This is a genomic window from Pseudomonas sp. 30_B, assembly GCF_017491605.1.
Taxonomy (GTDB): Bacteria; Pseudomonadota; Gammaproteobacteria; order Pseudomonadales; family Pseudomonadaceae; genus Pseudomonas.
This window is the reverse complement of record NZ_JAFGYY010000011.1, coordinates 117,477-130,343: the sequence shown is the minus strand read 5'-3', so window position 1 is coordinate 130,343 and position 12,867 is coordinate 117,477. Positions and strand designations below refer to the sequence as shown.

Genomic DNA, 12,867 nt, shown 5'->3' with positions numbered 1-12,867 from the left:
GTAAACTGCGGAGAAAACTTTTGTGGGTAATTAGTCAAGTATTTAAGTTATTAGCCAGAGGGATTTAACCGGATTACTTGGCGCCCGCCCTAATTGGCTCTCGTCGACCGCTCCCGGGCAATGCTGAACTTTTCCCCTCCAGCCGCTAGAATGGCGGCCTTCGCGATGTATCTGGAGTACACCCATGCGCACTTTTCGACTGGTGATCGCCTGCCCCGACGGGGTCGGCATCGTCGCCAAGGTGAGTAATTTCCTGGCCACTTACAACGGCTGGATCACCGAGGCCAGTCACCATTCCGATAATGACAACGGCTGGTTCTTCATGCGGCATGAAATCCGTGCCGACTCCCTGCCGTTCGACCTCGATGGCTTCCGCCAGGCCTTCGCGCCCATCGCGCGCGAGTTCTCCATGGAATGGCGTATCACCGACTCGTCGGTGAAGAAGCGCGTGGTGCTGATGGCCAGCCGCGAATCGCACTGCCTGGCCGACCTGCTGCACCGCTGGCACAGCGGCGAGCTGGATTGCGAGATCCCCTGCGTGATCGCCAACCATGACGATCTGCGCAGCATGGTGGAGTGGCATGGCATTCCGTACTTCCACGTTCCGGTGGACCCGAAGAACAAGCAGCCGGCCTTCGAGCAGGTGTCGCGCCTGATCGACGAGCACCAGGCCGACAACGTGGTGCTGGCGCGCTACATGCAGATCCTGCCGCCGGACCTGTGCCAGAAGTACCGCCATCAGGTGATCAACATCCACCACAGCTTCCTGCCGTCCTTCGTCGGCGCCAAGCCGTACCACCAGGCCTCGCTGCGCGGCGTGAAGCTGATCGGCGCGACCTGCCACTACGTGACCGAGGAGCTGGACGCCGGCCCGATCATCGAGCAGGACGTGGTGCGCATCACCCACCGCGACAACGTCGAGGACCTGGTGCGCCTGGGCAAGGACGTGGAAAAGCTGGTGCTGGCCCGCGGCCTGCGCTATCACCTGGAAGACCGCGTGCTGGTGCACGACAACAAGACCGTGGTGTTCGACTGATCCGCAGTCGGTCGTTCGCTACACTGGGTACTCCGCACGCGCCTGCCGTCGCCTGACGGCCGGCGCTGCGCCCAACCGGAGTGTGCCGCGATGAGCGACCCGAAGAACCCCGGCACCGCCACCCCGCCGCCCACCCTGGGCGAAGGCTGTGTCCGCCGCTACGATCCCGACGCCCTGAGCGAAGAAGACGGCACCGAGTTTCCCGGCGCCGCCGAACTCTGGGATTCGCTCAAGCCGAAAACGCCATCCGAAGGCGACAAGCCTTCCGAAGACTGAGGCTCAGTCTTTTTCCCGCAGCCCTATCAATTTGCGCAGCAACGGTCGCCCCGCCAGCAGGGCGAATACCGGCGCGCCCATCACCAGATAGAAGTAGTAGGTCACCACGCGCCAGATGAGGATAGCCGCGGCCGCGGTCGATTTGCCCACCAGTGGGGCGAGCAGTGCGGCGGAGGTCAGCTCGGTGCCGCCGGCACCACCGGGCAGCAGGGTAGCCAGGCCGGCGGCCAGCGACAGCAACTGGATCAGGAAGGTCCAGGCCCAGTGCAGGTCAACGCCCATGGCGCGCAAGGTGAGGTAGAGCACCGAGAAGCGCAGCGTCCAGTGGCAGCAGGTGAGGAAGAAGATCAGTCCCAGTCGCCGTTTCGGCTGGCGCAGGCTGCTCACCAGGGTGTCGCGGAAGTGCAGGCATTTGCGTGCCCAGTGCAGGCGCCTGCGCGGCTTCATGCCCAGGCGTGCGAGCAGGCGGCCGATAGCCTTGATCGCCCGGCGCTGGAAGCGCGCCAGCAGCACCACGCCGAAGAGGATTCCGCCCAGCAGCGCGCCGCTGGTGATCAGCGAGGTTTCCAGGTTCGGGCTCACGCTGTGGGACAGGGCCCATACCAGCACCGCCGCCAGCGCGCAGAGGAAGAACATCAGGTCGCTGAGCTGGTCCACGGCGAAGATCGCGCTGCTGTGCGCCGGGCGCATGCCGTGGCGCGAGAGCAGGGCCATCAGCGTCAGCGGGCCGCCGGTGCCGCCCGGGGTGGCGTAGAAGGCGAACTCCGATGCCATGATGATGCCCACCGACTGGGCCCGGCCGATGTCGCCGGCGCGGCCGTTGAGCAGTACGCGCAACTTCTGCGCGTTGATCAGCCAGCACAGCAGGATCATGCCGAACATGATCAGCAGGCTGTCCAGGGGGAAGGCCAGGACCTGGGTGAGCATCTGCCGGCCGCCAAGAGCCAGGGGGATCAGCGAGGCGCCGATCAGGCCCAGCAACAGCCACCAGCCGCGATTCACGTGCGTGCCTCCGGCAGGGGCGGGGCGATGGGCAGGGCAGCGTGGAGCGGGGAAGTGTGCGGGATGAATCGCTGTTTCATGCAGAGTGGACCGTCAGCGCGGGACTGCGTTCGCCGAACTTTCCGTGGGCTGGGCGCCGCCGTATGGCGGCGCCCAAGGCTCACTCGGCGGATTTCTCGGCTGAAGAGACGCCGGCGCCTTCTTCCAGCGCCTTGTTCTCCCAGCCTTCCTCGCCGGGCAGGATCAGGTTGAGCAGGATGGCGACGATGGCACACAGGGCGATGCCCTTCAGGCCGAAGTCGTCCGGGCCGGTGCCGGTGCCGATCAGCACGCCGCCGATGCCGAACACCAGGGTCACCGAGACGATGCACAGGTTGCGCGCCTGGGACAGGTCGACCTTGTGGCGGATCAGGGTGTTCATGCCCACCGAGGCGATGGTGCCGAACAGCAGGCAGAGGATGCCGCCCATCACCGGTACCGGGATGCTCTGCAGGATGGCGCCGAACTTGCCGATGAAGGCCAGGCCGATGGCGAACACCGCCGCCCAGGTCATGATCTTCGGGTTGTAGTTCTTGGTCAGCATCACCGCGCCGGTCACTTCCGCGTAGGTGGTGTTCGGCGGGCCGCCGAACAGGCCGGCGGCGGAGGTGGCGATGCCGTCGCCCAGCAGGGTGCGGTGCAGGCCCGGAGTCTTCAGGTAGTTCTTGCCGGTCACGCCGCCCACGGCGATGACGCCGCCGATGTGCTCGATGGCCGGGGCCAGCGCCACCGGGACGATGAAAAGGATGGCCTGCCAGTTGAATTCCGGCGTGGTGAACTTCGGCAGCTCCAGCCAGGGCGCGGCGACGATCTTGGCCACGTCGACCACGCCGAAGGCGAAGGACAGGCCGTAGCCCACCAGCACGCCGGAGATGATCGGCACCAGGCGCAGCATGCCCTTGCCGAACACGGCGACGATCAGGGTGGTGACCAGCGCCGGCATGGAGATCAGCATGGCGGTCTTGTAGGGGATCAGCTCGCTGCCGTCACCGGCTTTGCCCATCGCCATGTTGGCGGCGATCGGCGCCATGGCCAGGCCAATGGAGATGATCACCGGGCCGATGACCACCGGCGGCAGCAGACGGTCGATGAAGCCGGTGCCCTTGATCTTCACTGCCAGGCCCAGGAAGGTGTAGACGAAGCCCGCCGCCACCACGCCGCCCATGGTCGCCGCCAGGCCGAACTGGCCCTTGGCGAGGATGATCGGGGTGATGAAGGCGAAGCTCGAAGCCAGGAACACCGGCACCTGGCGGCCGGTGACGATCTGGAACATCAGGGTGCCGAAGCCGGCGGTGAACAGTGCGACGTTCGGGTCCAGGCCGGTGATCAGCGGCATCAGCACCAGCGCGCCGAAGGCCACGAAGAGCATCTGCGCGCCGGAGATGACCTGGCGCCACAGCGGATCGTTGAATTCGTCGGCCATGAATCAGGCGTCCTTCTGCTTGGTGCCGAAGATCTTGTCACCGGCGTCGCCCAGGCCCGGCATGATGTAACCGTGCTCGTTCAGGCACTTGTCGATCGAGGCGGTATAGATGAGCACGTCCGGATGCGCATCGTTGACTGCCTTGATCCCTTCCGGCGCCGCCACCAGCACCATGGCGCGGATGTCCTTGCTGCCGGCTTTCTTCAGCAGGTTGATGGTGGCGACCATGGAGCCGCCGGTGGCCAGCATCGGGTCGATGATCAGCGAGCGGCGCTCGGCGATGTCCGGCGCCAGCTTTTCCAGGTAGGTGTGCGCTTCGAGGGTTTCCTCGTTGCGCGCAACCCCGACGGCGCTGACCTTGGCGCCCGGAATCAGGCTGAGCACGCCGTCGAGCATGCCGATGCCGGCGCGCAGGATCGGCACCACGGTGATCTTCTTGCCGGCGATCTTCTCCACCGTAACGGGGCCGGCCCAGCCTTCGATCTCGTAGTTTTCCAGCGGCAGGTCCTTGGTCGCCTCGTAGGTCAGCAGGGCGCCCACTTCCTGGGCCAGCTCGCGGAAATTCTTGGTACTGATATCGTGACGGCGCATCAGTCCGATCTTGTGGCGGATCAGGGGATGACGAATCTCGAGTACGGGCATGGACGGGGTCTCCGGACGGGCTGGCAAAAAAATTGCGGTAGCGTAATGCATCCTAGCTATCTTGGGCCACGATTGTCGGGGACTTTCGTCCGCTGACCCTTGCCCCAGGGCACGCCGATAGGTACCTTTGCGCACTTTTTCACCGGAGAACCCCCATGTCCGTCGATCTCGCGCACATTCGCCAAGTCATGGCCGAAGCCGACTGCCTGTACACCAATGCCGAGGTGGAAGCCGCCATCGCCCGCGTGGCCGAGGCCATCAACGGTTCCCTGGCCGAGACCAATCCGGTGGTTTTCTGCGTGATGAACGGCGGCCTGATCTTCGCCGGCAAGCTGCTGCCGCTGCTGAATTTCCCGCTGGAATCCTCCTACCTGCATGCGACCCGTTACCGCAACGAGACCACCGGCGGCGAGCTGTTCTGGAAGGCCAAGCCGGAAATCTCCTTCATCGACCGCGACGTGCTGATCATCGATGACATACTCGACGAAGGGCACACCCTCTCGGCGATCATCGACTTCTGCAAGCACGCCGGTGCCAAGCGCGTGCACACCGCCGTGCTGATCGACAAGGACCACGACCGCAAGGCCCGCCCGGACCTGAAGGCCGACTACGTGGGGCTGTCCTGCATCGACCGCTACATCTTCGGTTACGGCATGGACTACAAGGGCTACTGGCGTAACGCTGCTGGCATCTTCGCCGTAAAAGGCCTCTGACGATGGGCGGGCCGCGTTTTCTCGACAGTGCGCTGTTCGACGAGGTCGCGGCCAAGGCCGCTGCCAGTCCACGGCGCCGGCAGAACCACAACTTCCATGAGCAGACCGAGCCCTGCCATCGCCTGCTCAATGCGTTGCAGCCGGACAGCTACATCCCGCCGCATTGCCATCGCCACCCGGACAAGGCCGAAAGCCTGCTGGTGGTGAAGGGCGCGCTGGGCCTGCTGATCTTTTCCGACAGCGGTGAGCTGCTGACCACCCGCATGCTGCGCGCCGGTGGCGAGTGTGTCGGTGCGGACCTGCCGCCAGGTACTTTCCACGCCATCGTCGCGCTGGAACCGGACAGTGTCATGTTCGAAGCCAAGGCTGGCCCGTTCGTGCCGCTGGGTGAGGACGAGCGCGGGCAGTGGGCGCCGCGCGAAGGCGAGCCGGGTGCTGCCGAGTACCTGACCTGGATGCGCTCGCAATTCCCGCACTGAGCTCTGCACGTGCGTAGGAGCGGACTCCGTCCGCGATCGACTCACCGCCGCTCCTTTTTGTCAGGGTGTTAGGCGAACACATCGCGGACAGAGTCCGCTCCTACGCCAAGTCATGCATCGAGCGGTATCGATGCATGCATGGGCTGATTCGTATTTTTGCCGATGCATGCCCCGCCTATCCTGCGACCCTCACTGAGATCCGCCCGAGGTTCGCATGTCCCGTCTTCTCTACATCAATGGTCAATGGCAGGCCGCCGACAGCGGCGCCGTCCTGCGCCCGATCGCGCCCGCCACCCGTGAAGCGCTGCCGGAAGTCGCCTGTGCCGGCGCATCCGACGTGGAGCGTGCCGTCGCTGCCGCCAAGCGCGCTTTCGCCGACTGGCGCCAGACCTCGGCAGCCCAACGCGCCGGCTATCTGCGCGCCTTCGCCGAGCAACTGGAAGCCCGCCGCGAAGCCCTGATCACCCTGCAGATGCAGGCCAGCGGCAAGCCGCGCCTGGAAGCTGAAATCGACATCGGCGACGCCATCGCCACCTTCGCCTACTACGCCGAGCTGGCCGACCAACTGGACGCCCGGCAGAACGCCGAGGTCGCCCTGCCGGACGCCGGCTACCGCTCGCAGACCCGCTTCGAGCCCATCGGCGTGGTTGGCTTGATCGTGCCGTGGAACTTCCCGCTGGTGACCAGCGCCTGGAAAGTCGCGCCGGCACTGGCGGCGGGCTGCACCGTGGTGCTCAAACCCTCGGAGATCACCCCGCTGATCGAACTGGTGCTGGGCGAGGTCGCCGACGCCATCGGTCTGCCGGCCGGCGTGCTGAACCTGGTGCCGGGCCTGGCCGATGCCGGTGCGGCGCTGTGCAGCCATCCGGGCATCGCCAAGCTGTCCTTCACCGGCAGCAACGTCGTCGGTCGCAAGGTCATGGAAGCCGCCGCCGCGCGCACCCTGCCGGTGGGGCTGGAGCTGGGCGGCAAGTCGCCGATCCTGGTGTTCGAGGATTGCGACCTGGACGAGGCCGTGCAGTGGATCATTGCCGGCGTCTACTGGAACGCCGGGCAGATGTGCTCCGCCACCTCGCGCCTGCTGGTGCAGGCGTCCATCGCCGCGCCGCTGCTGGCGAAGCTGAAGGTCGCGGTGGAAGGCCTGCGCGTTGGCGATTCGCTACTGGGCGAGACCGACATGGGCCCGATGACCAGCGAAGCGCAGTACCGCAAGGTGCTCGACTACTTCGCGGTGGCCCGCGACGAAGGCCTGGCCTGCCTGACCGGTGGCGAAGCGGCCGAGGGCTGGTTCATCCAGCCCACCGTCTATACCGACGTGCCGGCGGACAGCCGACTGTGGCGCGAGGAAATCTTCGGCCCGGTACTGTGCGTGCGCACCTTCAACGATGAAGCCGATGCCCTGCGTCAGGCCAACGGCAGCGACTTCGCCCTGGCCGCCACCGTGTGCAGCGCCGATCTCGAGCGCGCCCAGCGCGTCGCCGAGAACCTGGAGGCCGGCAACGTCTGGCTGAACTCGCCGCAGGTAGTGTTCCCGCAGACCTCCTGGGGCGGCGGCAAGCGCAGCGGCATCGGCCGCGAGCTGGGGCCGTGGGGCTTGTCGGCGTTCTTCGACATCAAGCACATCACCGCGCCGCGCTGATCGGTGCTGCTCCGTGCTCCAGGCGCAGGTCCTCCACCAGCGCCTGGAGCGCTTCGTTGTGCCCCGGTTCGTCACGCACCACCAGGCTGTGGGTGATGCCGTAGCCGAGGCTGTCCGGCAGCAGCGCACGCATCTCGCCCTGCTGCACCCAGCGCTCGGCGTAGTGGGTCGGCAGGTAGCCCAGGTGAGTACCGGCGCGTACCGCATGGAGTACCGCTTCCATGTGCTGGGTGAAGGCGGTGCTGCGTTGCGGATCGGCCGGCAATTGCACGTCGGCCACCGCGTAGCCGTGCTGAATCCAGTTGCAGCTTTCCAACTCGGCGGCGTCCGTCACGTCCTTGCCGAACAGCGGATGCTCGTGCCCGCAGAACACCGCCACCCGTTCGTGGTACAGCGGCTCGTAGCGCAGGTTGGGCAGGCGCCGGCTGAAGCAGGCGATGGCCAGGTGCAGGCGGCCGCTGAGTACCAGGCGCTCCAGTTCGGTGGACGATTCGATGAGGAAGTGCAGGCGCACGTCCTGGTCGCGGCGGTGGAAGCGCGCCAGGGTCTGGTGGATGCGTGCGCCGGGCAGGGTGGCGACGTTGTCGGCCATGCCCAGGTGCAGCTCGCCGACCAGACGCCCGGCCAATGACTGTACCTGATCGCGGAAGTCGCCCAGCGCGGCGAACAGGTTCTGCGTGTAGTCCAGCACCCGCTCGCCTTTCTCGGTCAGGCGGAAACCGCTCTTGCCTCGCTCGCACAGGCGATAGCCCAGGCGGGTCTCCAGGCTGGCGATGTGCGTGCTGATGGTCGACTGGCCCATGCCCAGCTCGCCTTGCGCGGCGGAGAAGCCGCCGCAGCGCACCACGCAGGCGAAGATGCGCAGCAGGCGCAAGTCGAGGTCGGAGACGTTGTGCAGCATGATCTGATCGGATCCTGTCGATGCGAGAGGTTGTTCATGTCGAAGGCTATCAATGTATCGGCAGCCATGCCATGCGCGCCTGTCGTGGTGCTTCGGGGGCGTGCTAGAGTGCTCGGCCCTGTTCCGCGGAGGTGATGATGTCCGTTCGCATTCCGGGCGCCGCGTTGGCGCTGGCGCTCTGTCTACCCCTCGCGGCGTTTGCCGCGCCGATGCACAGCCAGTTCCTGCCGCCGGACGACGCCGGCCTGCGCCAGGGCGAACCGGAGCAGCAACTGCTGCAGGTCACCGAATACAGCGTGGTGCTGGGCAACCAGCGCCAATCCAACCAGCAGCCGATCCCGATCACCACGCCGTCGATAGTGCGCCTGAAAGGCAAGCCGCTGAACAAGGGGGCACAGATCAGCCAGGTGGTGATCAGCTTCGATGCCGAGGGCAAGAGCCTGAAAAAGCCGGTCTACGACGAGAAGAGCCGCGTGCTCAGCCTCTACTACCCTCAGGCGTCCTATCCCAGGCTGCTCGACCTGCTGCGCAACGGCACCGTCTACGTGCAGTTCCTCAGCTACGGTAACGGCCATATCTGGGCCGACCTGCACACTGGGGCGGTGCGCGCGCGTTGAGCGGCGCCACCGCGCAGGGTTAAACTGCCCGACCGTGATGCCCGGCCTGAGCCGATGCCGGCCGCGATTCCCGAGACAGCCGTAGAGAGAAGCGAGCGATGCGTAAAGACAAGAAGCAGGTGATTGGCGAAGAGATCAACGACGACGCCATCAAGCTGTTCCTCGACGTGGAACCGGCCGATGACACCCCGGCGTCCCTGCACAAGCTGGTCAAGGCCTACCGCGGCCTGCGTATCGACGACTTCGAGCGCTTCGTCGGCTTCTTCGTCGAGGCCGGTTACGACCTGTCCGCCAAGGATGCCCAGGGTAATGACTTCATTGCCCTGATCCAGGACCAGCGCCAGGCCGAGCCTTACATCGAAGTGATCAAGGCTGCTCGCGGCTGATCGGTTCGAGTCGCTGAAAAGCCCGCCTTGTGCGGGTTTTTTTGTGCGCAAATTCCGCAGGGAAACTCGAAGTAGGATGGCGTGGAGCGCAGCGATACCCATCGCTCTCGAGGCGCGGACCGCATGGGTATCGCTGCGCTCCACCCATCCTACGAAAATGACTCACGTCAGGTCGTTCAGGGAGCACAGGCCGGGATTTCGCGGACAAGGTCCGCTCCTACGGGTGATACGCCGTCTTTCGGCCCAGCTCCGAATCCCCGCCTAGACTTCCCTCAGAACGATAACGACAAGGCGAGGACGAAGCCGTGCAAGTACAGCCCTATCTGTTTTTCCATGGTCGCGCCGATGAGGCCATTGCCTTCTACCAACATGCCGTCGGTGCGCAGCTCAACATGCTGATGCGCTACGAGGAGGCGCCCGGCCCGTCGCCGGTGCCGGATGGCTGGATGGACAAGGTGATGCACGCCAGCCTGCGCATCGGCGAAACCGAAATCTTCCTGTCCGATGGCCGGGGCGAACACAACGCCACCTTCGATGGATTCTCCCTGCACCTGTCACTGCGCAGCGTGGTGGCGGCGGAGCAGGCGTTCGCCGCCTTGGCGGAAGAGGGGCGGGTGGACATGCCGCTGGAGAAGACCTTCTGGGCGCAGCGCTTCGGCATGCTCACCGACCGCTTCGGCGTCGGCTGGATGGTCAGCTGCCACTGACCCCCGCACGTGGAACGAAAGCAGAAACGAAAAAGCCCGCCAGAAGGCGGGCTTTTTCATCAGCGCGAGGCTCAGGACGCGGCGACGATCTGCAGACGGTCGGCGGTCATCTGGTTGACTTCGCGGTAGGCCGCGGCGTCGGTTTCCAGCTGCTTCTCGCGGGCCGGGAAGATCTCCTTGAGCTTCGCGGTCCACTCGGCCGACGTGTAGCGCTCGGGGAAGCAGCGCTCCAGCAGGCCCAGCATGATCGACACGGTCACCGAGGCGCCCGGCGAGGCGCCGAGCAGGGCGGCGATGCTGCCGTCCTGGGCTGCCACCAGTTCGGTACCGAACTGCAGGATGCCGCCTTTCTTCGGGTCCTTCTTGATGATCTGCACGCGCTGGCCGGCGGTTTCGAGGCGCCAGTCGGCCGGGTTCAGTTCCGGGTAGAACTTGCGCAGGGCTTCGATGCGCTGGTCCATGGACTGCATGACTTCCTTCACCAGGTAGCGGGTGAGGTCCATGTTGTCGCGGGCCACGGCGAGCATCGGCAGCAGGTTGCTGGTGCGTACCGAGAGCGGCAGGTCGAGGAACGAACCGTGGCGCAGGAACTTGGTGGAGAAGCCGGCGTAGGGGCCGAACAGCAGGGAGGTCTTGCCGTCGACCACGCGGGTGTCCAGGTGCGGCACGGACATCGGCGGGGCGCCCACTTCGGCCTGGCTGTAGACCTTGGCCTGGTGGTGCTTGACCACTTCCGGGTTGTCGCAACGCAGCCACTGGCCGCTCACCGGGAAGCCGCCGAAGCCCTTGCTTTCCGGGATGCCGGACATCTGCAGCAGCGGCAGCGCGCCGCCGCCGGCACCGAGGAAGACGAACTTCGCCTTGACCTTGCGGGACTCGCCGGACTGGGTGTTCTTGATGTCCACCAGCCAGCCGTCGCCGTTGCGCTCCAGGCCCACGACCCGCTGGAAGTAGCTGACTTCGCTGCCTTCGCGGCTGGTGAGGTAGCCCAGCAGCTGGTTGGTCAGGGCGCCGAAGTTGACGTCGGTGCCGCTTTCCACGCGGGTCATCGCAACCTGCTCGTCGGCCGGGCGGCCGGGAATGGTCAGCGGGGCCCACTCGGCGATCTTCGCGCGGTCCTCGGTGTATTCCATCGAGGTGAAGGCGTGGTGCTGGCTGAGCAGCTCGAAACGCTTCTTCAGGAACGGAATGTCCTTGCCGCGCACGAAGCTCATGTGCGGAACGGGGTTGATGAAGTTGCGCGGCGAACCGAAGGCATCCTTCCCGGCGAGGTAGGCCCAGAACTGCTTGGACACCTCGAACTGGGCGTTGATGTTCACCGCCTTCTTGATGTCGATCGAGCCGTCGGCGGCCTGCGGGGTGTAGTTCAGCTCGCAGAGGCCGGCGTGGCCGGTACCGGCGTTGTTCCACGGGTTGGAACTCTCGATGGCCCCGGATTCCTGCAGTTCGACGATCTCGAGCTTCACGCTCGGATCGACTTCCTTGAGCAGGACAGCCAGGGTTGCGCTCATGATGCCGGCGCCTACCAGCAACACGTCCATCGATTCGTAATCGTTCTGCGCCATTAACGCGTCTCCAAAAAACTATCAGCAGCCAGTTGTGACGGGGGCTTTTCAGCCGCCAGTCCGAATTCTTCTCAGGTCGCGTGCGACCATCCGCGAATGCCGGGAGCCGGGATTGGAGGAGGGGAAAGGTGCACCTTCGCTCGGCAATCCACGGCGGACGATCAGGGCATCCGCAAGTGCATCGGGTGGGCGCTTATGCGCGGCTTCCGGTGCCGAAAAAGCGATTCAGTGCTGCGGGGACAGACGTTAATGGTGCTGCTACCGACGCAAAACTCTTCATTGCTCGCCACACTCTCGTGAAGTAGTGAAAAACCTTCAAATCACGCTCTTTTGGAGGCGTGAAACTCAAAGGGGATCGTCGTTGCGGGCCGGTCCGGTCTCCGTACGGAGTGGGCGGCTGCATCCTTGCCAAGCGTTCTGCGCAACGAACGTTAAGCGCGACGGCCAGTGACCGAGGCGAGTGGCGACTCTCTTTGAGGGGTGGCAGAGGCGAGACACGGTGTGTCGGCATCGTGCGGGGCCCGATCTGGAGGCGTCCTTATAATCGGGGGGCGATTATAACGGCGAAACAGAAAAAAAGCCCTGCACCTTAGACTTTTTTCCTAGGGTTTACCCCTTGATCTGCATTTTTCGCTCCACCCTGGTGCGTCTCGCCTCAAGGCGGGTCAATACGGCATGTGGCCGCGCCCGTGAGGGAACCCTGAGAACCTGTTCCGCGTCCAATGGCCAGGCGCTATCTGCCCGCGCTGACGGCCGGTATACTGCCGGCCATTGCCCAACCCATGGAGAGATGAGCATGCTGCAACGTTTGTTGCTCAGCTTTATCGCTGCTGCCAGCCTGACCCTGACCGGCTGTGCACTCAGCCCGCAACAACTTAACCCGGACCCGGTGTTCAAGGGCCCCGTCGCTGCCGTTGGCCAGGGCCAGCCGGTGGTGGTCAAGGTCGTCGACGGTCGTCCCAGCACCGCGCTGGGTACCCGTGGCGGCCTGTATTCCGAAACCAGCCAGCTCACCGTGCGCAGCCAGGACCTGATTCCCAAGCTGCAACTGCAGGCCGAGACCGCCGTGCGCCTGCTGGGCTTCACGCCCTCGCCCAACGCCTACAACGCACCGCAGCTGACCCTGACCCTGACTGAGCTGAAGTACCAGTCACCCAAGGAAGGCGTGTACGTCACCGAGGCCGACATCGGCGCCACCTTCCGTGTCGACGTGCAGAGCAGCGCGCGTCACTACAGTGGCCGTTACGGCGCAGCGCTGAACCAGCGCTTCGGCATGGCGCCCAACGAGCAGACCAACAGCAAGCTGGTGAGCGATGTGCTCAGCGATGCACTGAACCGCGTGTTCCGCGACCCGAGCATCGGCCAGACGCTGAACCAGCGCTGATCGCTGCAAGCTCTGCGCGGAAATGAAAAAGCCCGGCCAATGCCGGGCTTTTTCATGG

The 12,867-nt window shown here is 65.1% G+C and carries 14 protein-coding genes; 9 read left to right on the top strand and 5 right to left on the bottom strand.

The window, feature by feature from the left end; genetic code table 11:
* The first annotated feature begins 184 nt into the window (after positions 1–184).
* Positions 185–1,036: a formyltetrahydrofolate deformylase gene (purU, locus tag J5M67_RS14390; RefSeq protein WP_207886010.1), complete on the top strand. Its 852-nt coding sequence runs from the start codon at positions 185–187 to the stop codon at positions 1,034–1,036.
* 90 nt (positions 1,037–1,126) lie between these two features.
* Entirely contained in the window at positions 1,127–1,312 is a 186-nt protein-coding gene (locus J5M67_RS14385; protein ID WP_207886009.1) for a hypothetical protein, read from the top strand.
* Between the two features lie 3 nt (positions 1,313–1,315).
* Here J5M67_RS14385 and J5M67_RS14380 read toward each other — a convergent pair whose 3' ends face one another.
* The 3 genes from J5M67_RS14380 to upp all read right to left on the bottom strand — a co-directional run bounded on the left by J5M67_RS14380 (position 1,316) and on the right by upp (position 4,418).
* Positions 1,316–2,314: a lysylphosphatidylglycerol synthase transmembrane domain-containing protein gene (locus J5M67_RS14380; RefSeq protein WP_207886008.1), complete on the bottom strand. Its 999-nt coding sequence runs from the start codon at positions 2,312–2,314 to the stop codon at positions 1,316–1,318.
* Between the two features lie 160 nt (positions 2,315–2,474).
* On the bottom strand, positions 2,475–3,776 hold the full coding sequence (locus J5M67_RS14375) for a uracil-xanthine permease family protein (protein WP_207886007.1): 1,302 nt from the start codon (positions 3,774–3,776) through the stop codon (positions 2,475–2,477).
* Positions 3,777–3,779: 3 nt separating this feature from the next.
* The gene (gene upp, locus J5M67_RS14370; protein ID WP_207886006.1) at positions 3,780–4,418 is read right to left on the bottom strand and encodes a uracil phosphoribosyltransferase; all 639 of its coding nucleotides are present in this window, start codon (positions 4,416–4,418) and stop codon (positions 3,780–3,782) included.
* A 155-nt stretch (positions 4,419–4,573) separates the two neighbouring features.
* Here upp and J5M67_RS14365 point away from each other — a divergent pair, with 155 nt between their 5' ends.
* The 3 genes from J5M67_RS14365 (at position 4,574) to J5M67_RS14355 (ending at position 7,249) form a co-directional block, all read left to right on the top strand.
* The gene (locus J5M67_RS14365; RefSeq protein ID WP_207886005.1) at positions 4,574–5,131 is read left to right on the top strand and encodes a hypoxanthine-guanine phosphoribosyltransferase; all 558 of its coding nucleotides are present in this window, start codon (positions 4,574–4,576) and stop codon (positions 5,129–5,131) included.
* Between the two features lie 2 nt (positions 5,132–5,133).
* Positions 5,134–5,610 carry a WbuC family cupin fold metalloprotein gene (locus J5M67_RS14360; RefSeq protein ID WP_207886004.1) on the top strand — a complete coding sequence of 159 codons (477 nt, stop codon included), beginning with the start codon at positions 5,134–5,136 and terminating at the stop codon, positions 5,608–5,610.
* Positions 5,611–5,824: 214 nt separating this feature from the next.
* On the top strand, positions 5,825–7,249 hold the full coding sequence (locus J5M67_RS14355; protein ID WP_207886003.1) for an aldehyde dehydrogenase family protein: 1,425 nt from the start codon (positions 5,825–5,827) through the stop codon (positions 7,247–7,249).
* Here the strand turns inward: J5M67_RS14355 and J5M67_RS14350 are convergent.
* Entirely contained in the window at positions 7,233–8,150 is a 918-nt protein-coding gene (locus J5M67_RS14350) for a LysR family transcriptional regulator (RefSeq protein WP_207886002.1), read from the bottom strand. The two genes, J5M67_RS14355 and J5M67_RS14350, sit on opposite strands and share 17 nt — an antisense overlap.
* Positions 8,151–8,287: 137 nt before the next feature.
* On the opposite strand from J5M67_RS14350, the gene J5M67_RS14345 reads away from it, so the two are divergent.
* From J5M67_RS14345 to J5M67_RS14335, 3 genes are all read left to right on the top strand, one after another.
* On the top strand, positions 8,288–8,767 hold the full coding sequence (locus tag J5M67_RS14345; protein WP_207886001.1) for a hypothetical protein: 480 nt from the start codon (positions 8,288–8,290) through the stop codon (positions 8,765–8,767).
* Between the two features lie 98 nt (positions 8,768–8,865).
* Entirely contained in the window at positions 8,866–9,153 is a 288-nt protein-coding gene (locus J5M67_RS14340; RefSeq protein ID WP_205337322.1) for a PA4642 family protein, read from the top strand.
* A 305-nt stretch (positions 9,154–9,458) separates the two neighbouring features.
* The gene (locus J5M67_RS14335) at positions 9,459–9,860 is read left to right on the top strand and encodes a glyoxalase/bleomycin resistance/extradiol dioxygenase family protein (protein ID WP_207886000.1); all 402 of its coding nucleotides are present in this window, start codon (positions 9,459–9,461) and stop codon (positions 9,858–9,860) included.
* 71 nt (positions 9,861–9,931) lie between these two features.
* On the opposite strand, the gene mqo is transcribed toward J5M67_RS14335, so the two are convergent.
* A complete protein-coding gene (mqo, locus tag J5M67_RS14330; RefSeq protein ID WP_207885999.1) occupies positions 9,932–11,425 on the bottom strand; it encodes a malate dehydrogenase (quinone) in 1,494 nt (497 codons plus the stop codon).
* A gap of 796 nt (positions 11,426–12,221) precedes the next feature.
* Here mqo and J5M67_RS14325 point away from each other — a divergent pair.
* Complete coding sequence (locus J5M67_RS14325) at positions 12,222–12,809, top strand: YajG family lipoprotein (protein ID WP_207885998.1); 588 nt, start codon at positions 12,222–12,224, stop codon at positions 12,807–12,809.
* Positions 12,810–12,867: the final 58 nt, after the last annotated feature.

Excerpts from the sequence above, each read along its gene's own strand:
- purU (WP_207886010.1), top strand. The coding sequence starts at position 185 with ATGCGCACTTTTCGACTGGTGATCGCCTGCCCCGACGGGGTCGGCATC.
- J5M67_RS14385 (WP_207886009.1), top strand. The coding sequence starts at position 1,127 with ATGAGCGACCCGAAGAACCCCGGCACCGCCACCCCGCCGCCCACCCTG.
- J5M67_RS14375 (WP_207886007.1), bottom strand. The coding sequence starts at position 3,776 with ATGGCCGACGAATTCAACGATCCGCTGTGGCGCCAGGTCATCTCCGGC.
- upp (WP_207886006.1), bottom strand. The coding sequence starts at position 4,418 with ATGCCCGTACTCGAGATTCGTCATCCCCTGATCCGCCACAAGATCGGA.
- J5M67_RS14365 (WP_207886005.1), top strand. The coding sequence starts at position 4,574 with ATGTCCGTCGATCTCGCGCACATTCGCCAAGTCATGGCCGAAGCCGAC.
- J5M67_RS14360 (WP_207886004.1), top strand. The coding sequence starts at position 5,134 with ATGGGCGGGCCGCGTTTTCTCGACAGTGCGCTGTTCGACGAGGTCGCG.
- J5M67_RS14355 (WP_207886003.1), top strand. The coding sequence starts at position 5,825 with ATGTCCCGTCTTCTCTACATCAATGGTCAATGGCAGGCCGCCGACAGC.
- J5M67_RS14350 (WP_207886002.1), bottom strand. The coding sequence starts at position 8,150 with ATGCTGCACAACGTCTCCGACCTCGACTTGCGCCTGCTGCGCATCTTC.
- J5M67_RS14345 (WP_207886001.1), top strand. The coding sequence starts at position 8,288 with ATGTCCGTTCGCATTCCGGGCGCCGCGTTGGCGCTGGCGCTCTGTCTA.
- J5M67_RS14340 (WP_205337322.1), top strand. The coding sequence starts at position 8,866 with ATGCGTAAAGACAAGAAGCAGGTGATTGGCGAAGAGATCAACGACGAC.
- mqo (WP_207885999.1), bottom strand. The coding sequence starts at position 11,425 with ATGGCGCAGAACGATTACGAATCGATGGACGTGTTGCTGGTAGGCGCC.
- J5M67_RS14325 (WP_207885998.1), top strand. The coding sequence starts at position 12,222 with ATGCTGCAACGTTTGTTGCTCAGCTTTATCGCTGCTGCCAGCCTGACC.